Raw genomic sequence first — 18056 nt, forward strand, 5'->3', positions numbered from 1 at the left:
GGCTTGGTCTAGTCCAAGTGTTTTTCCGTTCGGCCGGTTCTCGTCATGCCGTCAGGGGACGCGGAAGGCCCCACCGTGCTCAGCGGCACGGTGGGGCCCTTCAGATTCCGGAGCGGGTCTAGAAGTCGTCGTCGAACCCGACCGAGCCCTCGACCGCCACCTGGTAGGCGGACGGGCGGCGCTCGAAGAAGTTCGTCAGCTCCTGGACGCCCTGCAGCTCCATGAAGGAGAACGGGTTCTCCGAGCCGTACACCGTCGGGAAGCCGAGGCGGGCGAGGCGCTGGTCGGCGACGCACTCCAGGTACTGGCGCATCGACTCGGTGTTCATGCCCGGCAGGCCCTCGCCGCACAGGTCGCGGCCGAACTGGAGCTCCGCCTCGACGGCCTCCTTCAGCATGTCGGTGACCTGCTGCTGGAGCGCGTCGTCGAAGAGCTCCGGCTCCTCCTTGCGGACGGTGTCCACGACCTCGAACGCGAAGTTCATGTGCATCGTCTCGTCACGGAACACCCAGTTGGTGCCCGTGGCGAGGCCGTGCAGCAGACCGCGCGAGCGGAACCAGTACACGTAGGCGAACGCCCCGTAGAAGAACAGCCCCTCGATGCAGGCCGCGAAGCAGATCAGGTTCAGCAGGAAGCGACGGCGGTCCGCCTTCGTCTCCAGCCGCTCGATCTTCTCGACCGAGTCCATCCACTTGAAGCAGAACTGCGCCTTCTCGCGGATCGACGGGATCTCCTCGACCGCGTCGAACGCCGCCGCCCGGTCGTCCGGGTCGGGCAGATAGGTGTCCAGGAGCGTCAGGTAGAACTGGACGTGCACGGCCTCCTCGAAGAGCTGCCGCGACAGGTACAGCCGCGCCTCGGGGGAGTTGATGTGCTTGTACAGCGTCAGCACGAGGTTGTTCGAGACGATCGAGTCACCGGTCGCGAAGAACGCCACCAGCCGCCCGATCATGTGCTGCTCACCCGGCGACAGCTTCGCGAGGTCGGCGACGTCCGAGTGGAGGTCGACCTCCTCCACGGTCCAGGTGTTCTTGATCGCGTCCCGGTAGCGCTCGTAGAAGTCCGGGTAGCGCATGGGACGCAGGGTCAGCTCGAATCCCGGGTCGAGCAGGTTCTTCTCGTTGCTGGTGGTGCTCATTACTGGCAGGCCTCGCAGGACTCGGGGTTCTCAAGAGAGCAGGCGATGGCGTCCGCGTCGGGCGCCGAAGCCTGCTGTACGGGAATGGGGGCGGCGGCCGACGCCTGGCCGGACGCGGCACGGGCGATCCGGGTCGCCGGGCGCGAACGCAGGTAGTACGTCGTCTTCAGCCCCTGCTTCCAGGCGTACGCGTACATCGAGGAGAGCTTGCCGATCGTCGGCGTCTCCAGGAACAGGTTGAGCGACTGGCTCTGGTCCAGGAACGGCGTACGGGCCGCCGCCATGTCGATCAGGCCGCGCTGCGGGATCTCCCACGCCGTGCGGTACAGCGCCCGCACGTCCTCCGGGATCCAGGCGAAGCCCTGCACGGAGCCACTGGCCTCGCGCAGCGCCTCACGGGTGCGGGCGTCCCACACGCCGAGCTTCTTCAGCTCGTCCACCAGGTAGGCGTTGACCTGGAGGAACTCACCGCTGAGCGTCTCGCGCTTGAACAGGTTGGAGACCTGCGGCTCGATGCACTCGTACACGCCGGCGATCGAGGCGATCGTCGCGGTCGGCGCGATGGCGAGCAGCAGGGAGTTGCGCATCCCGGTCTTCGCGACCCGGGCGCGCAGGGCGTCCCAGCGCTCCGGCCAGTTCAGCTCGGTGGCGTAGTGGTCGGGGTGCAGCACCCCGCGCGCGGCACGCGTCTCGGACCACGCGGGCAGCGGGCCCGAGCGCTCGGCGAGGTCGCAGGACGCCTCGTACGCGGCCAGCATGATCCGCTCGGAGATCTTCGTGGAGAGCGCGCGCGCCTCGGGTGAGTCGAACGGCAGGCGCAGCTGGAAGAAGACGTCCTGGAGGCCCATGGCCCCCAGGCCGACCGGCCGCCAGCGGGAGTTGGAGTTCCCGGCCTGCTCGGTCGGGTAGAAGTTGATGTCGACGACCCGGTCCAGGAAGGTCACGGCCGTACGGACGGTGGAGTCCAGGCGGTCCCAGTCGATCGAGCCGTTCGCCACGAAGGCGCCCAGGTTGACCGAGCCCAGGTTGCAGACGGCCGTCTCGCCGTCGTTGGTGACCTCAAGGATCTCCGTGCACAGGTTCGACGAGTGCACGACCCGGCCCGGCTCGGCGGTCTGGTTGGCGGTCCGGTTGGAGGCGTCCTTGAACGTCATCCAGCCCTGGCCGGTCTGCGCGAGGGTCCGCATCATCCGGCCGTACAGCTCACGCGCCGGCATCGTCTTGCGGGCCAGGCCCTTCGCCTCGGCCGCGCGGTAGGCCGCGTCGAACTCGTCGCCCCACAGGTCGACCAGCTCGGGCACGTCCGCCGGGGAGAACAGCGACCACTCGGTGTCCGCGTCGACCCGGCGCATGAACTCGTCCGGGATCCAGTGCGCCAGGTTCAGGTTGTGCGTACGCCGCTGGTCCTCACCGGTGTTGTCGCGGAGCTCCAGGAACTCCTCGATGTCCGCGTGCCAGGTCTCCAGGTAGACCGCCGCGGCGCCCTTGCGCCGGCCGCCCTGGTTCACCGCCGCCACCGAGGCGTCCAGCGTCTTGAGGAACGGCACGATGCCGTTGGAGTGCCCGTTGGTGCCCCGGATCAGCGAACCCCGGGCGCGGATGCGGGAGTACGACAGACCGATGCCGCCCGCGTGCTTCGAGAGCCGCGCCACCTGGTGGTAGCGGTCGTAGATCGAGTCCAGCTCGTCCTTCGGCGAGTCCAGCAGATAGCAGGAGGACATCTGCGGGTGCCGCGTACCGGAGTTGAAGAGGGTGGGGGAGGACGGGAGGTAGTCCAGCTTGCTCATCAGCCCGTAGAGCGCGGCGACCTCGTCCAGCGCCCGCGCCGACTCGTCCTCGGCGAGGCCCGCGGCCACGCGCAGCATGAAGTGCTGCGGGGTCTCGATGACCTGCCGGGTGATCGGGTGGCGCAGCAGGTAACGGCTGTGCAGCGTACGGAGACCGAAGTAGCCGAAGCGGTCGTCGGCGCCCTCGGCCAGCGTCCGCTCGACCAGCTCGTCCAGCGCCTTCGCGTGCAGCTCGACGAAGGCGGCGGTGCGGTCGGCGATCAGGCCCTCGCGGTGGCCCACGGTGACCGAGGCGGAGAAGGACGTCGCGCCCTGGCCCGCCGCCTCGTCGGCGATCGAGAGGGTCAGCAGCCGGGCGGCCAGCCGGGAGTACGCCGGGTCCTCGGAGATCAGCCCCGCGGCGGCCTCGGTGGCCAGCATGCGCAGCTCGGCCTCGTCGGAGCGGGCGTTACGCCCGCGCAGCGCTGCGGCGGCGACCCGTCCGGGGTCGGTGTCGGGAAGATCGACGGTGAGGTCGGTCAGGGTCCGCAGCAGAGCGGTCCCGGGTCCGTCGTTCGGGACTTTCCCGGCCGTGGTGGACGCTGCGGACTCGGCGGATTCGGTGGCTGAAACCGGATCGGCGGGCGCGATGGTCACTGGGCTTTCCCTCGCTCGGCAGGGGGCCTGTGGAAGGCGGGGAAGCCGGGCAGCGCGAAACCCGGGGCGGGGCAGCACTGCTGACGGCGTCCACCGGCCTATCCGCGAGGCCCGGACGTCTGGCATCCGGTTCGGTCGAGCCGGACGCACTGTCGACAGGTCTTCGGACTTGCAGGTGCGCAAAAGCACACTGATCACACCGTTGCGGGACAGTTCCGGATTCGCACCGGATTCCCCTGCGGCGACAGCGAGGTCGAGCATACATGTGGGGGCCGCCAGATGCTGCGGCCCCCACATGTTGTGTCGCGTCGATTTCATGTGCCCCTCAGGACACCGCCTCCAGCGGCAGCCGGAAGGTCATGAGCCGTAGGCCCGGCACCGGTTCCCAGTCCCGTTCGGGGGTCCGCAGAAAGCCGAGCCGCCGGTAGATCCTATGGGCTGAGAGCATGGCCGGCTGCGTCGACAGCACCAGCGCCCGGACACCTTCCGCCGACCGGGCCCGCTCGATGCACGCCCGTACGAGCGCCTCTCCCACGCCCCGTCCGCGCCCCTCGCGGGCCACGGCCAGCATCCGGAATTCGGCCTCGTCCGGACCGGCGATGTCGCGCCACGGCGTGCCGGGAGCGGCATAGGTCACACCGCCGAGCACCGCCCCGTCCGCGTCGAGCGCGACCAGCGTCTCCGCCTCGGCCGCCCGCTGCTCCACCGCCCGCAGTTTGCGGAGATACGGGTCCTGCGGCCCGTGCAGCAGACCGTCGCCGAGATACGCCTCGGCGACGATCTCGCCGAGCACGCCGTACTCGGCCGGCTCGGCCACCCTGATCGTCAGATCCATCAGCCGCTCGCTCCCACTTCGTTGTCCGGGGCCCCGTCGCCCTCCGTCGGCAGATCGCCGCGCTCGACCGGCGCTCGCCCGGAGGCCTCCCCGGCGGGCGGCAGTACCTGGTCCAGCTCGTAGTCGTCGGCGCGGTGGGCGGCCCGCGCCGCCGCACGCAGCGTCGGCCGGTCCACCTCCTGGCGTGTTCCGCTCAACGTCACCACCAGGCCGTCCTGTTCCCGGGCGTAGGAGTGGCCCGACTCCGTGGCGCTGTACCACTGTCCGCCGTCGCGCTCACAGGTCACCAGGGGCTGCTGGCCGCCGCCCGGCGCGGGGCCGTCCGTGCAGTCGGCGTCGGCGTGCGGGAGGCGTTCCACCGACAGCCGGATCTGCCCGCCGTCCGGCTCGGTGTAGACGCTGCCGAACCCGTCGTCGCCGAGCACCCCGACGGACTGGCGCGCCAGGGTGTAGCCCGCGGCCTCGGTCACCCACACATGCTCCGCGACGAGCTGCGCGGCGCTCGCCCGCGCCTCCAACTCCGCCCGGTCGGGCGCCGGATCGGCCGAGGAACTCCGGTCGGCCGCTGTCTGCGAGCCGGGCGCCGGCTCGGTGCCGCAGCCCGTCGCCGCCAGGGCCAGGGTCATGGTCAGCGTGGTGGTCAGGAGGAGGGGCCGGAGCCGGGGCGGCCGGAAGCGCGGTGTCATGGGCACATCCTTGTCTAGGGCGAGGGCGCGGTGTTCCGGACGGCGATGTCCGGTCGGGGGCGCGGAAAGGGGCCGCCGCGCCCCTGGACGGGATGCGGCGGCCCCGGTGGCGGCCCGTGGTGCTCAGCAGCAGCGGAAGCCCTCGCGGGGATCCGCCTCGCGGGCGTCCGTCCGGCTGCGTTCGAAGGCGCGGCGGGTCATCACCGGCGCGTCCGGATCGTGCGTCCTCGCGTGCGCCACATAGCGGTCGTACGTGGACTCGCCGGTCAGCTCACGGACGTACCAGCGGATCCGTCCGGCCACCCGTCGTACGTCCGCGACCGTCATGTCCGGCTCCCCGTCTCCGCCGGCTCCTTGCGGATGCCGCCCTCGGGCCCGACGCCGGCGGCGAGCAGCTCGGCCTTCTCCTCCTTGGTGGCGAAGAGCGAGGCCGGGGCGACGAGCTTGGACTCGACGTACGGCGTCTCGTGGAGCTTGACGCTCTCCGGGTCCCGGATGGCCTTGTAGCAGACCCGGCCGGCGTCCACGAGCACCACGATGATGAGGAGCGCGAAGAGCGCGCTCAGCACCCCGTCGACCGTGGAGTTGGTGACGACGGTGCGCATGTCGTCCATGGACTTGGCCGGCGCCAGCACCTCGCCCGCGTCGATGCCCGCCTGGTACTTGTCGCGCTGGGCGAAGAAGCCGACCTTCACGTCGTCGGAGAAGATCTTCTGCCAGCTCGCGGTGAGCGTGACCGCCACGTCCCAGGCGAGCGGGACCGCGGTGACCCACGCCCACTTCAGCCGGCCGGACTTGACGAGCAGGGTGGTGCAGACGGCCAGCGCGACGGCGGCCAGCAACTGGTTGGCGATACCGAAGAGCGGGAAGAGCTGGTTGATGCCGCCCAGCGGGTCGTGCACGCCGACCCAGAGGAAGTACCCCCAGCCGCCGACCACGACGGCACTGGCGAACCAGACGCCCGGCTTCCAGCTGACCTCGCGGAACGGCTTGTAGGCGTTGCCCAGCATGTCCTGGAGCATGAAGCGCCCGACCCGGGTGCCGGCGTCCACCGTGGTGAGGATGAAGAGGGCCTCGAACATGATGGCGAAGTGGTACCAGAACGCCTTCATCGCCGTTCCGCCGACGACCGCGGAGAAGATCTCCGACATGCCGAGCGCGAACGTGGGCGCGCCACCGGTCCGGGAGAGCAGGCTCGCCTCTTCGACGTCCTTGGCGGCCTGGGCCAGGGCGTCCGGGGAGATGGTGAAGCCGAAGTTGGCGACGGCCTGCGAGGCGGACTGGACGCTGTCGCCGATCACACCGACGGGCGCGTTGATGGCGAAGTAGAGGCCGGGGTCGATGATGCAGGCGGCGATCATCGCCATGATCGCGACGAACGACTCGACCAGCATGGAGCCGTAGCCGATCATCCGGATCTGGGTCTCCTTCTGGACCATCTTCGGCGTGGTGCCGGAGGAGACCAGGGAGTGGAAGCCGGAGAGCGCGCCGCAGGCGATGGTGATGAAGACGAACGGGAACATCGAGCCGGCGAAGACCGGGCCCGATCCGCTGGAGGCGAAGTCGGTGACCGCGGGCATCTTCAGGGTCGGCAGTGCGACGACCACGCCGAGGGCCAGCAGCCCGATCGTGCCGACCTTCATGAAGGTGGAGAGGTAGTCGCGCGGGGCCAGCAGCAGCCACACCGGGAGCACGGAGGCGAGGAACCCGTACACGATCATCCAGATGACCAGCGTGCCCGGCTCCAGCGTGAAGAAGTCCGCCCACGACGACTCGGCGACCCAGCCGCCCGAGACGATCGCGAGCAGCAGCAGCGCGACGCCTATGAAGGAGACCTCGCTGACCTTGCCGGGCCGCAGGACACGCAGATAGACGCCCATGAAGAGGGCGATCGGGATCGTCATACCGATGGAGAAGACGCCCCACGGCGAGTGCGCGAGCGCGTTCACGATGACCAGCGCGAGGACCGCGAGCAGGATGATCATGATGATGAAGACCGCGACCAGGGCGGCGATCCCGCCGACCGGGCCTATCTCGTCGCGCGCCATCTGACCGAGCGAACGGCCGTTACGGCGGGTCGAGAAGAAGAGCGTCACCATGTCCTGGACGGCGCCGGCGAAGATGACGCCGACGACGAGCCAGATCGTGCCGGGCAGGTAACCCATCTGCGCGGCGAGCACGGGGCCGACCAGCGGCCCCGCTCCGGCGATGGCGGCGAAGTGGTGGCCGAAGAGCACCCGGCGGTCGGTGGGGTGGAAGTCGACACCGTTGTCCAGCCGTTCGGCCGGGGTCGCACGGTTCTTGTCGGCCTTCAGGACCCGGTTGGCGATGAACCGGGAGTAGAAGCGGTACGCGATGGCGTACGAACCGAGGGCCGCCGCCAGCATCCAGGCGGCGGAGACCTCTTCACCCCGCGAGAGCGCGAGGGTGGCCCAGCCGATGGCGCCGGCCAGGGCCACCAGGCTCCAGACGGCTATGGACTTCGGGGTCGGCCCCCGCCGCCCCGCTGCTGGTGAAACCGGTGGTGCTGGTGTGGGCGATTCCGGCATATCGATCCGTCCCCTCGCGCGATCCTTGTCGTAACGTGCGCGAAATCTAAGTGGTGCGGCCGCTCGCCGGAACCCCTGTCCGCATACCGGTCGCGCATCACCGATGTCTCCACCGAAGTTCCGCGATTGGGGCACGGACGACGGGAGGAATCGGTTCACCCGATCCTGCTCCACCTGGGATGACCGAAAACGGGCGGTGGCCCGGGGAGTCGATCCCCGGGCCACCGCCCTGTGTTCCGTCGCGCCGGCGCGTGCGGCTCTCAGTCCGTCGGGCGCTTGAGGCGCGCCACGAACTTGTAGCGGTCGCCCCGGTACACCGAGCGCACCCACTCCACCGGTTCGCCCTGGCCGTCCACCGAATGGCGGGACAGCATCAGCATCGGCAGGCCCACGTCCGTGCCCAGCAGCCCCGCTTCCCGGGGCGTGGCGAGCGAGGTCTCGATGGTCTCCTCCGCCTCGGCGAGACGGACGTCGTACACCTCGGCGAGCGCGGTGTAGAGCGAGGTGTACTTCACCAGTGAACGGCGCAGCGCCGGGAAGCGTTTGGCCGAAAGGTGCGTGGTCTCGATCGCCATCGGCTCGCCGCTGGCGAGCCGCAGCCGCTCGATGCGCAGCACCCGGCCGCCCGTCGAGATGTCCAGCAGGCCGGCGAGCGTGTCGTCCGCCGTGACATAGCCGATGTCCAGCAGTTGGGACGTCGGCTCCAGCCCCTGGGCGCGCATGTCCTCGGTGTACGAGGTGAGCTGGAGGGCCTGGGAGACCTTCGGCTTGGCGACGAAGGTGCCCTTGCCCTGGATGCGCTCCAGCCGTCCCTCGACGACCAGTTCCTGGAGTGCTTGACGCACGGTGGTGCGCGAGGTGTCGAACTCGGCGGCCAGGGTGCGTTCGGGCGGCACCGGGGTGCCCGGCGGCAGGGTGTCCGTCATATCGAGGAGATGCCGCTTGAGCCGGTAGTACTTCGGTACGCGCGCCGTGCGCGTACCGGTACCGGTCTCACTCCCCGTACTGCCCCCGTCGGCACTCATGGCCCGCCTTCCCGACGCTTGCGTTACTGCCGTCACCGGCTCCTCCGACTGTCGCGGCTCACATGGTGGCACGGTCCGGTCACGGGTCGTCGCCCTCCCTTAGGTGTCGGTCCTATAACGGACGCGAGTGCACTTCTTATACACCCTTGACACCCCTAAAGGTCTAGGCCAAGCTCCCGGTACTGGTCTAAACCATTAAAGACCAGGTCCAGCCCCAGCAGAACTCGTCGAATGTCTTCGCGGTGGGTGGGGTTGCAGCATCCCTGAGGAGGGTTTGACGTGAAGCGCAAGCTCATCGCGGCGATCGGTGTCGCGGGCATGTTGGTTTCGGTCGCAGCGTGTGGTTCGGATGACAAGAATTCGTCCGCCGACCCCAAGGACCGCAAGGAAACCCTGACCGTCTGGCTCATGGGTGAGGCCCAGTCCACCTGGCCGGAACTGGTCAAGGACGTCAACGCCGAGTTCAACAAGAAGTACCCGGGCGTCACCGTAAAGGTTCAATACCAGCAGTGGGCCGACAAGGTCAAGAAGCTGGACACCTCCCTCGGTGGCGACAAATTCCCGGATGTCGTCGAACTCGGCAACACCGAGACCATGCAGTACATCCTCAATGGTGCGCTCGGAGAAATCGACCCCAAGAAGTACGAGAACTCGGACACCTGGATCAAGGGTCTGAAGGACACCTGCTCCTTCGAGGGCAAGACCTACTGCGTTCCTTACTACGCGAGCGCCCGTCTCGCCGTGTACAACAAGGACATGCTGAAGGCCGGCACCGGCAGCGACGCCCTCCCGCAGACCGAGGACGAGTTCCTCGCCGCGATGGACAAGGTCGACGCCGAGCTGGGCAAGAAGGACAAGCGCGCCTCCTCCCTCTACTTCCCGGGCCGTTACTGGTACGCCGCGATGTCCTACGTCGCCGCCTTCGGTGGCCAGATAGCCACGTACGACGAGGGCAGCAAGGAGTGGAAGGCCGCGCTCTCCACCCCCGAGGCGCAGAAGGGCCTGCAGCACTTCGTCGACCTGGTCAAGAAGTACAACAAGGCCGACGTGACGAAGGACGAGCAGGACCACGCCAACGTCATGGCCAACGAGAAGGCCGCCGTGATCTATGGCCAGGCCTGGGAGGCCGGCAGCGTCACCACCGGCGAGAACGGCAACCCGAAGCTCGAGGGCAAGATCGCCACGGCCGGTATGCCCGGCCCCGAGGGCAAGGCCCTCCCGTCCTTCATCGGCGGCTCGGACCTCGCGACCATCTCCAAGTCCAAGGTCCAGGACCTCGGCGAGGAGTGGATCTCCCTCTTCACCAACGCGAAGTCCATGGAGGTCCTCGCGTCGAAGAACATCCTCCCCAACAACGAGAAGCAGCTTGAGCCGCTGAAGCAGAAGCCGGAGACCGCCGCCATCGCCAATGCGGTGCCGGACGCCTGGTTCACGCCGATCGCGCCGGGCTGGGCCTCCGTGGAGAAGGAGGAGATCCTCCAGAACATGCTCCTGGAGATCGTCAAGGGTGCCTCCGTCGCCGACGCCAGCAAGAAGGCCGACGAGAAGATCAACGAGCTGATCAACAAGGAATCCTGACCTTCCGATCGCCAGGCGGGGGCCCGGCACCTGTGCCGGGCCCCCGCCCCTTTCCCGCAAATGCATGCCGTGAATTCCGGGGTTCGCCCCGGACCCGCGATGGAAGGTCAGCCACGTGTCTGCCGCTGATACCAAGGCCGCCGGGCCGCCGGTCCCCGTACCACCCGTCCCGCAGGTGACCGGGAAGTCGCCGCACGACGACGCGCCCCGGGTGCAGAAGAGGAAGCGGAAGAAGGGCGAACTGCTCCCCTACTTCCTGATCCTCCCGGCGATCGTGGCGATCGCCGCCGTCTACCTCTACCCCCTCGGCAAGACGGTCGTCATGTCCTTCCAGGACATGGGCCGCCGTGAGCTGTGGTCCGGAGAGCCGGCCCCCTGGGTCGGCTTCGAGCAGTTCACGAACATCCTCGGCGACTCCGAGTTCTGGTGGGTCACCTTCCGCACGATCGTCTTCATGGCCATCTGCGTGGTGCTCACCATGGGGATCGGGCTGCTGGTCGCCCTGCTCATGCGCAGGCTCTCCACCTGGGTCCGGCTGGTGCTCACCGCCTGCCTCATCGCCGCCTGGTCCATGCCGCTGATGGTCGCCGCCTCGATCTTCCGGTTCATGGCCGACTCCGACTACGGCCTGATCAACACCCTGATCGCCAAGGTCGCCGGCGAGGACTGGCTCGGACACAACTGGTACCTCAACCCGGTCCAGGGCTTCGGCATCATCACGCTGCTGGTCGTCTGGGGCGCCATCCCGTTCGTCGTCGTCACCCTGTACGCCGCCCTCACCCAGGTCCCCAGGGAACTGGAGGAGGCCGCCGCCCTCGACGGCGCCAGCGCCTACGGCATCTACAAGTTCGTCACCTGGCCGGTCATCAAGCCGGTCTTCACCATGGTCGCCACCCTCTCGGTGATCTGGGACTTCAACGTCTTCGGCCAGATCTGGCTGCTGCGCGGCAACAAGCCCGAGCCGGAGTACGAGACCCTCGGCCTCTACTCCTACTCCAAGGCGTTCGAGTCCACCTCCTTCAGCCAGGGCACCGCGATCGCCCTGATCACGGTGCTGCTGCTGTCCGGCGTGGCCGTGTACTACCTGCGCCAGCTCATGAAGACGGGAGAGGTCGAATGAGCAGCACGACCCAGACGACACAGGCGCTGCGGCCCGACCGCAAGAAGAGCCGGCTCCACCTCGACATCCTCGGCCTCGGCATCGCCCTGGTCATGGTCTTCCCTGTCTACTGGCTGGTCATCAGCGCCCTGCGGCCCAACCGGGAGATCCGCAGCTACGACCAGACGCTCTGGCCCACGTCGATCACCTTCGACAACTTCGTCCGGGCCACCGAGCAGCCCAACTTCGGCACCGCCATCCAGTCCAGCCTGATCGTCGCGGTCACCGCGGTGGTCGGCGGCATGATCATCGCGACGCTGGCGGCCCTGGCGATCGGCCGGTTCCGGTTCTTCGGCCGCAAGGCCCTGGTCCTGATCATGATCCTGGTCCAGATGCTGCCCCCGACGGCGATGCTCATCCCCATCTACGCCCAGCTCAACGCGATGGGCGGGATCGACGAGTACTGGGGACTGATCGTCGTCTACCTCGTCTCCACGCTGCCCTTCGCCACCATCATGATCCGCGGCTTCGTCGTGAACATCCCGGTGGAGCTGGAGGAGTCCGCGATGGTGGACGGCTGCACCCGCTTCCAGGCCTTCCGCCGGGTGATCTTCCCGCTGCTCGCCCCCGGGCTCGCCGCCGCGTCGATCTTCGCCCTGGTGAACGCGTGGAACGAGTACCTCTTCGCGTACATCCTGATCAACGACAACTCCAAGTACACGCTGAACGTCTGGCTGATGACGTTCACGACCGAGCGCGGAACGGACTACGGCGCCCTCATGGCCGCATCGACCATGATCGCCATCCCCGTCGTCGTGTTCTTCATGATCATCCAGAAGAAGATGGCCACCGGCCTCACTTCCGGCGCCGTGAAGGGATAGTGCGGGCCCATGACCACCCTCGTCTCCACCACGGACACGGTGACGCGCGACGCGCTCGCCGTGCTCCAGCCCGGATTCACCGGAACCACCGCACCGGACTGGCTGCTGCGCCGCGTCGGTGAGGGCCTCGCCTCCGTGGGCCTGTTCGGCCGCAACATCACCTCGCCCGAGCAGCTCACCGCGCTCACCGCGCGGCTGCGCGCCGAGCGGGACGACGTCCTCGTCGCCATCGACGAGGAGGGCGGGGACGTGACCCGCCTGGAGGTCACGCACGGCTCCTCGTTCCCCGGCAACTTCGCGCTCGGCTCGGTGGACGACGTCCACCTCACCCGGGCCGTCGCCCAGGAACTCGGCCGCCGGCTCGCCGAGTGCGGCGTCAACCTCAACTGGGCGCCCTCCGCCGACGTCAACTCCAACCCGGGCAATCCGGTCATCGGCGTACGCTCCTTCGGCGCCGACACCCGGCTGGCCGCCCGGCACACGGCCGCGTACATCGAGGGGCTCCAGGCCGCCGGCGTCGCCGCCTGCACCAAGCACTTCCCCGGACACGGCGACACTGCGGTCGACTCCCACCTCGCGATGCCCCGCATCGATGTGGACCTGGACACCTTGCACGCCCGTGAACTGGTGCCCTTCCGGGCGGCCATCGCCGCGGGTTCCAAATCGGTGATGAGCGCGCATATCCTGCTTCCCGCACTCGATCCGGACCGCCCGGCGACCCTGAGCCCGCAGATCCTCACCGGTCTGCTGCGCCAGGAGCTGGGCTACGACGGCCTGATCGTCACGGACGCCGTGGAGATGGACGCCATCGCCGGTGCGTACGGCATCGAGCGCGGGTCCGTCCTCGCCCTCGCGGCGGGCGCCGACGCCATCTGTGTGGGCGGCGGCCTGGCCGACGAGGAGACGGTGCTGCGGCTGCGCGACGCCCTCGTCGCGGCCGTGCGCAGCGGGGAACTGACCGAGGAGCGGCTCGCCGACGCGGCCGCCCGTGTACGAGCCCTGGCGTCCTGGACGCAGAGGGTTCGGGGGGACATCCGGGAGTCGGGCGCGGCAGTGCAGGAGGGGACCGCGCCCGGCACCGGAGTCAGCTCCGACATCGGTCTGATCGCCGCCCGCCGCGCGGTCCGGGTGACCGGCTCCGGCGACCGGCTGACCGAGGCGGCGTACGTGGCCTCGTTCGGCGCGGAGGCCAACATCGCGGTCGGTGACGAGACCCCGTGGGGCATCGCCGCCGAGCTGGAGCGGATCCTGCCCGGCACCGGCACGGACACCTACACCGCCGGGACCACCGGTGTGGTGGAAGCGATCCTGGCGGCGGCGGGGGAGCGGCGCATCGTCGCCGTGGTCCGCGACGAGCACCGGCACGCCTGGATGGGCGCGGCGCTCGACGCCCTGCTGGCGGCCCGCCCGGACACGGTCGTGGTCGAGATGGGCCTGCCCCAGTCGGAACCCCGGGGCGCGCTGCACATAGCCACCCACGGCGCGGCAAGGGTCTGCGGAGTGGCAGCGGCGGAAGCACTGACCGGCACGAAGACCTGACAGGCCGGCCAAGATCCAGCCTGTCCGGGGCCGCAGCTCAAGGCTCCGGACGGCGGAGAACCAGCCCGTCCGGCGATTGAGGACAGAGCCTTGGACGGGGGGCCCGCAGCCAGAGCCCTGGGCCGGCCAAATCCAGCCCGTCCGGCGATCGAGGACAAAGCCTCCCGCCGGACGGGCTGCACCATATCCGCACCGAACACCGCACGGCAGAGGGCCGGGACACCGCAACGGCGTCCCGGCCCTCTGCCGTAACGGGGCGAGGGGCGAAGCCCTACAGCCCCTGCCACCCCGGCTTCGCCGCATACGTGGCCCGGAAGTAGTCCGCCAGCTTCAGCTTCGACGCCGCCGCCTCGTCCACCACCACCGTCGCGTGCGGATGCAGCTGGAGCGCGGAGGCGGGCACGATCGAGGCGACCGGCCCCTCCACCGTCTGGGCGACGGCCTCCGCCTTGCCCTCGCCGGTGGCCAGCAGGATCGGGTGCCGGGCGTCCAGGATCGTCCCGATGCCCTGCGTGATCACGTGGTGCGGCACCTGCTCGATGTCGTCGTCGAAGAAGCGCGCGTTGTCCACCCGGGTCTGCTCGGTCAGCGTCTTGATCCGGGTGCGCGAGGCGAGCGAGGAGCACGGCTCGTTGAACCCGATGTGCCCGTCCGTGCCGATGCCCAGCAGCTGGAGGTCGACGCCGCCCGCCTCCGCCAGAGCCCGGTCGTACGCCTCGCAGGCCGCCTGGACGTCCTCGGCCGCGCCGTCGGGGCCCATGAAGGAGGCCTCGGAGAGCCCGAGCGGCTCGACGACCTCGCGCAGGACCACGGAGCGGTACGACTCCGGGTGGCCCGCGGGCAGCCCGACGTACTCGTCGAGCTGGCAGATCCGGGCGCGCGACGCGTCGACCGCGCCGGAGGCGACCTTCGACGCGAGCGCGCGGTAGATGGGCAGCGGGGTCGAGCCGGTGGCAACGCCGAGCAGGGCGTCGGGCTTGCGGCGGAGCAGCGCGGCGATGGCCTCCGCGATCAGTTCGCCGCCTGCCGTGGCGTCCGGGACGATGACAACTTCCACGCTGTGCCTGCCGATCTGACTAGAGGTGGAGGTGGTATAGACCAATCAAACTCCAATTTAGCAGAATCGGGCAGCCGTACGGAGAGGAGTCCGCACACCGGCGGCCCGTATCCCCGCCCTTCCCCGCCCGCCCCGGCCCGCTGGCGGCCCGCGGGATTGCCTGGTCGACTTGTCCGGTACGGCGACACCGCAGCCGACAGCGCAGGGAGGCCCTCACATGTCCGCCACCTTCCCGGTCGACCCGGGCGGCCGGGGCGACGAGCCCGGCCGCATCATGTCCGGCGAGATGGCCGAGCAGCCCGCGATGCTGCGCCGCATCCTCGACCGGGGCGCGCCCCGCATCCGCGAGGTCGCCGCCGAGATCGCCGCCCGGAAACCCCGCTTCGTCCTGCTCACCGCGCGCGGCACCTCCGACAACGCGGCGCTCTATGCCAAGTACCTGCTGGAGATCCGCCTCGGCCTGCCCTGCGGCCTCGCCTCGATGTCCACCACGACGGCGTACGGGGCCAAGCCGGACCTGCGGGACGTCCTCGTGATCACCGTCAGCCAGTCGGGCGGCTCACCGGACCTGGTGGCCTCCACCAAGGCCGCCCGGGATGCCGGGGCCGTCACCCTCGCCGTCACCAACAACCCGGACTCCGCGCTCGCCGCCGTGTCCGAGTACCACATCGACATCCTGGCGGGTCCGGAGAAGGCGCTCCCGGCCACCAAGACGTACACCGCATCCCTGCTCTCCCTGTACCTCCTCGTGGAGGGCCTGGGCGGCCACGACGGCACCGAGGCCGCCGAGGGTCTGCCCGACCTCGCGGGCGCGATCCTGGGCCGCCGGGCCGAGGTGAAGGCGCTGGCCTCCCGCTACCGCTTCGCCGATCGCATGGTGATCACCTCGCGCGGCTACGGCTATCCGACGGCCAAGGAAGCGGCCCTGAAGCTCATGGAGACCAGCTACATCCCCGCTCTCTCCTACTCCGGCGCGGATCTGCTGCACGGTCCGCTGGCGATGGTCGACAACATCTCCCCGGTGATCGCCGTGGTCACCGACGGCCGGGGCGGCGAGGCCCTCCAGCCGGTGCTGGACCGGCTGCGCGGCCGCGGCGCGGATCTCTTCGTGGTCGGCCCCAAGGCCCAGGTGGAGGCGGCGTCGGCCGGCTTCTCGCTGCCCACGGCGGGCGTCCCGGAGGAGTTGCAGCCGATCCTGGAGATCCTGCCGCTGCAGATGCTGGCGTACGAGGTGACGATCGCCCGGGGCCAGGACCCGGACGCGCCCCGCGCCCTGGCGAAGGTCACCGAGACCCGCTGAGAACCGGAGGCGGTGGCGCCCCGAAAACACCCGCGGGCCGCGGCGCCGGGATGGGACCCTCAGCCCATCCGGCACCGCAGCCCGGAGCTACCTGGCCGGCGGTGTGCGGTGCCCCCGGCCACTGGAGGCACCGGCGCGGTCAGGGCAGAGAGCGCCGGGTGCCTCGGTCCACTCTCCTGTGCGGGGAGAGCGGAGGTCTTGATGAACATTGTGGACTAGACCAATTCTCGTGTCCATCCGTGTGCACGACATTCTCGGGCCGGCCGCCGCGCCTGTCCATCGTTGTACCCCCTGCACGGCTCATCGGCCCCAGTGGTTCGAACGCTTTCGGTAACCCCAGGTACGCTCCACACGTGCCCTCCATGAACGACCTCGTCCGCCAGCACACCGCTCTGAGCGACACCGACCTCGAGTGGCTCCATCTGCTGGTCTCGGAGTGGCAACTGCTCTCCGACCTGTCCTTCGCCGACCTCGTGCTGTGGGTGCCCACCCGCGACGGCACGCGGTACGTCTCCGTCGCCCAGATGCGCCCCAACACCGGGCCCACCTCCTACCAGGACGACATGGTCGGCCACCTGGTGCCGCGCGGCCGCCGCCCGCTGCTCGACGCGGCCCTGGACGAGGGCCGGATCGTGCGCGAGGGCGACCCGGAGTGGCGCGAGGAGGTGCCCGTACGGGTCGAGTCCATCCCCGTACGCCGTGACGGGCGGGTGCTCGGCGTGATCGCCCGCAACACCAACCTGCTCACCGTGCGCACCCCCTCCCGACTGGAGCTCACCTACCTCCAGTCCGCCTCCGACCTGGCCCAGATGATCGCCGCCGGGTCCTTCCCCTTCCCCGGCCAGCAGGTCGACATGGACGCCTCCCCGCGCGTGGGCGACGGGCTGATCCGGCTCGACGCCGACGGGATCGTCCAGTACGCCAGCCCCAACGGCCTCTCCGCCTACCACCGTCTCGGCCTCGCCTCCGACCTGGTGGGCCACCACCTCGGTACCGTCACCGCCGAACTGGCCCCGTCGCGGGGGCCGGTGGACGAGGCCCTGGTCAAGGTGGCGAGCGGTTACGCGCCCCGCGAGTTCGAGGTGGAGTGCGCGGGCGGGGTGATCCAGCTGCGGGCCATCCCGCTCAAGCCCAAGGGCGTCCGGATCGGCTCCCTGGTCCTCCTGAGGGACGTCACCGAACTGCGCCGCCGCGAGCGCGAGTTGATCACCAAGGACGCGACCATCCGGGAGATCCACCACCGGGTGAAGAACAACCTCCAGACGGTGGCCGCCCTGTTGCGCCTCCAGTCCCGCCGCATGGACTCCGAGCAGGGCCGCGAGGCCCTCAACGAGGCGGTCCGGCGCGTCGGTTCGATCGCCATCGTCCATGAGACGCTTTCCCAGAATCTGGACGAGCGGGTCGAGTTCGACGAGATCGCCGACCGCGTCATCGCGATGGTGTCGGAGATCTCCCCGGGCAAGGTGACCTGCCGGCGCACCGGACGCTTCGGCATCCTCGACGCCGAGGTCGCCACCCCGCTCTCCATGGTGCTGACCGAGGTGCTGCAGAACGCCCTGGAGCACGCCTTCGCCCTGGCCGACCACGGCACGGTCGAGGTCTCCGCCGTGCGCGGCGGATCGCCCACCGAAGGGCGGTTGCTGATCACCGTCACCGACGACGGGCGCGGCCTGCCCGAGGGGTTCGACCCGAAGCGGGCCGGCAACCTCGGGCTCCAGATCGTACGGACGCTGGTCGAGGGGGAGCTGGGTGGCACGTTCGGCATGGTCCCGGCCCCCGAGCGCGGCACCCAGGTGGTGCTGGACCTCCCGGTGCAGGGTCTCAAGTAGCTCCGGGCCGTCCCGGGCGACCGAGCGCACACACAGCAGAGCGGGCCCGGACCGTGGTGACGGTCCGGGCCCGCTCCGTGATGCTCACGTTGCGATGCGCTTCGGGGTACTGCGCGC

General features: G+C 69.6%; 14 protein-coding genes and 1 riboswitch. Of the genes, 6 read left to right on the plus strand and 8 right to left on the minus strand.

All coding sequences use genetic code 11. The features are described 5' to 3' along the window. Positions 1-118: 118 nt before the first annotated feature. The 7 genes from WQO_RS24030 to WQO_RS24060 form a co-directional block, all read right to left on the minus strand. Positions 119-1138, minus strand: coding sequence for a ribonucleotide-diphosphate reductase subunit beta (locus WQO_RS24030; RefSeq protein WP_010061532.1), 1020 nt, complete (start codon positions 1136-1138; stop codon positions 119-121). Beyond that, complete coding sequence (locus WQO_RS24035; RefSeq protein WP_010061531.1) at positions 1138-3561, minus strand: ribonucleoside-diphosphate reductase subunit alpha; 2424 nt, start codon at positions 3559-3561, stop codon at positions 1138-1140. The genes WQO_RS24030 and WQO_RS24035 overlap by 1 nt, the downstream gene beginning before the upstream one ends. 137 nt (positions 3562-3698) lie before the next feature. Then, a riboswitch (cobalamin riboswitch) is annotated at positions 3699-3822 on the minus strand. Between the two features lie 64 nt (positions 3823-3886). After that, complete coding sequence (locus WQO_RS24040) at positions 3887-4396, minus strand: GNAT family N-acetyltransferase (RefSeq protein ID WP_010061530.1); 510 nt, start codon at positions 4394-4396, stop codon at positions 3887-3889. Further along, positions 4396-5082 carry a hypothetical protein gene (locus WQO_RS24045; protein ID WP_010061529.1) on the minus strand — a complete coding sequence of 229 codons (687 nt, stop codon included), beginning with the start codon at positions 5080-5082 and terminating at the stop codon, positions 4396-4398. The genes WQO_RS24040 and WQO_RS24045 overlap by 1 nt, the downstream gene beginning before the upstream one ends. Before the next feature lie 123 nt (positions 5083-5205). Then, positions 5206-5409 (minus strand): YbdD/YjiX family protein, encoded by a 204-nt coding sequence (locus tag WQO_RS24050; RefSeq protein WP_010061528.1) that lies wholly within the window; start codon positions 5407-5409, stop codon positions 5206-5208. Then, complete coding sequence (locus WQO_RS24055) at positions 5406-7631, minus strand: carbon starvation CstA family protein (protein ID WP_029182368.1); 2226 nt, start codon at positions 7629-7631, stop codon at positions 5406-5408. The genes WQO_RS24050 and WQO_RS24055 overlap by 4 nt, the downstream gene beginning before the upstream one ends. A 260-nt stretch (positions 7632-7891) precedes the next feature. Continuing rightward, the gene (locus WQO_RS24060) at positions 7892-8656 is read right to left on the minus strand and encodes a GntR family transcriptional regulator (protein ID WP_006127478.1); all 765 of its coding nucleotides are present in this window, start codon (positions 8654-8656) and stop codon (positions 7892-7894) included. Positions 8657-8935: 279 nt separating this feature from the next. On the opposite strand from WQO_RS24060, the gene WQO_RS24065 reads away from it, so the two are divergent. From WQO_RS24065 to WQO_RS24080, 4 genes are all read left to right on the plus strand, one after another. Next, positions 8936-10234: a sugar ABC transporter substrate-binding protein gene (locus WQO_RS24065; protein ID WP_010061526.1), complete on the plus strand. Its 1299-nt coding sequence runs from the start codon at positions 8936-8938 to the stop codon at positions 10232-10234. A 115-nt stretch (positions 10235-10349) separates the two neighbouring features. After that, complete coding sequence (locus WQO_RS24070) at positions 10350-11354, plus strand: carbohydrate ABC transporter permease (protein WP_010061524.1); 1005 nt, start codon at positions 10350-10352, stop codon at positions 11352-11354. After that, positions 11351-12214, plus strand: coding sequence for a carbohydrate ABC transporter permease (locus tag WQO_RS24075; protein ID WP_010061523.1), 864 nt, complete (start codon positions 11351-11353; stop codon positions 12212-12214). Before WQO_RS24070 ends, WQO_RS24075 begins: the two co-directional genes overlap by 4 nt. A gap of 9 nt (positions 12215-12223) precedes the next feature. Beyond that, on the plus strand, positions 12224-13753 hold the full coding sequence (locus WQO_RS24080) for a glycoside hydrolase family 3 protein (protein WP_010061522.1): 1530 nt from the start codon (positions 12224-12226) through the stop codon (positions 13751-13753). 271 nt (positions 13754-14024) lie between these two features. Here WQO_RS24080 and nagB read toward each other — a convergent pair whose 3' ends face one another. Then, positions 14025-14810 (minus strand): glucosamine-6-phosphate deaminase, encoded by a 786-nt coding sequence (gene nagB / locus WQO_RS24085; protein WP_006127483.1) that lies wholly within the window; start codon positions 14808-14810, stop codon positions 14025-14027. A gap of 217 nt (positions 14811-15027) precedes the next feature. Here nagB and WQO_RS24090 point away from each other — a divergent pair, with 217 nt between their 5' ends. Both WQO_RS24090 and WQO_RS24095 read left to right on the plus strand, forming a co-directional pair. Continuing rightward, positions 15028-16110, plus strand: a complete 1083-nt coding sequence (locus WQO_RS24090; RefSeq protein WP_010061519.1) for an SIS domain-containing protein — start codon at positions 15028-15030, stop codon at positions 16108-16110. 362 nt (positions 16111-16472) lie between these two features. Next, positions 16473-17939, plus strand: a complete 1467-nt coding sequence (locus WQO_RS24095; protein WP_032748641.1) for a sensor histidine kinase — start codon at positions 16473-16475, stop codon at positions 17937-17939. Positions 17940-18056 lie beyond the last annotated feature (117 nt).

This window comes from Streptomyces globisporus C-1027 (assembly GCF_000261345.2).
Lineage (GTDB): Bacteria > Actinomycetota > Actinomycetes > Streptomycetales > Streptomycetaceae > Streptomyces > Streptomyces pakalii.